Annotated in this window: 2 protein-coding genes; both read left to right on the forward strand. The window is 65.3% G+C overall.

Translation table 11 applies throughout. The annotated features are described in order from the left end of the window. Window positions 1–750 (forward strand): electron transfer flavoprotein subunit beta/FixA family protein (locus FQU74_RS09675; protein WP_146286272.1); only part of this gene is annotated, 750 nt, incomplete at its 5' end. After that, complete coding sequence (locus tag FQU74_RS09680) at window positions 750–1,676, forward strand: electron transfer flavoprotein subunit alpha/FixB family protein (RefSeq protein WP_146286273.1); 927 nt, start codon at window positions 750–752, stop codon at window positions 1,674–1,676. The genes FQU74_RS09675 and FQU74_RS09680, both read left to right, overlap by 1 nt. Window positions 1,677–1,678: the final 2 nt, after the last annotated feature.

The raw sequence follows: 1,678 nt of genomic DNA on the forward strand, positions 1-1,678 counted from the left end.
GTACCGGTCAAACGCGTGATTGACTACAACGTGAAGGTCCGTGTGAAGGCGGATGGCACGGGAGTTGATCTTGCGAACGTGAAGATGTCGATGAACCCGTTTGACGAGATCGCGGTTGAAGAGGCGATCCGGTTGAAGGAGAAGGGTCTGGCGTCGGAGATCGTTGTTGTGTCGATTGGCGTGAAGCAGGCGCAAGAGACGCTGCGGACGGCGCTGGCGATGGGTGCGGACCGGGCGATCCTGGTCGAGGCGGCCTCGGACGTGCATACCGACATCGAGCCGCTTGCGGTGGCGAAGATCCTGGCTGCGGTGGTGAAGGACGAGGCCCCGGGTCTGGTTCTGGCCGGCAAGCAGGCGATCGACAACGACATGAATGCGACGGGGCAGATGCTCTCGGCGCTTCTGGGCTGGGCGCAGGGCACCTTCGCGAGCGAGCTGACGGTTGAGGGCGACACCGCCACCGTCACGCGTGAGGTGGACGGCGGGCTGCAGACCATCAAGGTCAAGCTGCCTGCGGTGATCACGGTGGACCTGCGGCTGAACGAGCCGCGCTATGCAAGCCTGCCGAACATCATGAAGGCCAAGAAGAAGCCGCTGGAGGAGAAAACCGCCGGCGACTACGGGGTTGACGTGACGCCGCGCCTGACGGTGGTGAAGACCACCGAGCCTGCGGGCCGGAAGGCGGGTGTGAAGGTTGGCTCGGTCGATGAGCTGATTGCGAAACTGAAAGACGAAGCGGGGGTGATCTGATGGCTGTTCTCCTTCTTGCCGACGTGCATGGCGGCCAGCTTGCCACGGATTCGGTTGCGAAAACCTTGATGGCGGTCAGCGCTCTGGGCGAGGTGCATGTTCTGGTCGCGGGTGCGGGCAGCGATGCAGCGGCGGCCGAGGCCGCGACGCTTGCGGGCGTGGCCAAGGTGCTGCAGGCCGATGATGCCGCGCTCAGCCACGGGATGGCGGAGCCGACAGCGGCATTGATCGCAAGCCTTGCGGGCGGCTACAGCCATATCGCGGCGCCCTCGACGGCATTTGCCAAGAACGTGCTGCCGCGCGTGGCCGCCCTTCTTGACGTGATGGTGCTGTCGGATGTGACGGCGGTGGTCGATGCCGACACGTTTGAGCGCCCGATCTATGCCGGCAACGCGATCCAGACGGTGAAATCGTCGGACGCCAGGAAAGTCTTTACCGTTCGCACGGCAAGCTTTGCGGCGGTCGGTGCGGGCGGCGCGGCGAGCGTGGAGAAGATCGGCGCCGCAGGCGCTGCAGACCTGTCGTCTTGGGTCGAGGACAAGGTCGCGGCCTCTGACCGGCCGGAACTGACCTCTGCCAAGATCGTCGTCTCGGGCGGTCGCGGCGTGGGATCTGAGGCTGACTTCGCGCTGATCGAGGCGCTGGCCGACAAGCTGGGCGCCGCCGTGGGCGCAAGCCGCGCGGCCGTCGACTCGGGCTTTGCCCCGAACGACTGGCAGGTCGGCCAGACCGGCAAGGTCGTGGCCCCGACGCTCTACATCGCCGTCGGCATCTCGGGCGCGATCCAGCACCTTGCAGGCATGAAGGACTCCAAGGTCATCGTCGCCATCAACAAGGACGAAGAGGCCCCCATCTTCCAGGTCGCAGACTACGGCCTCGTCGCAGATCTCTTCACCGCCGTCCCGGAACTCACAGGGAAACTGTGAGG

The organism is Gemmobacter aquaticus (assembly GCF_007859075.1).
Classification (GTDB): Bacteria; Pseudomonadota; Alphaproteobacteria; order Rhodobacterales; family Rhodobacteraceae; genus Gemmobacter; species Gemmobacter aquaticus.

Bases quoted from the DNA above. Each gene is read 5' to 3' on its own strand.
- FQU74_RS09680 (WP_146286273.1), top strand. From the start codon at position 750: ATGGCTGTTCTCCTTCTTGCCGACGTGCATGGCGGCCAGCTTGCCACG.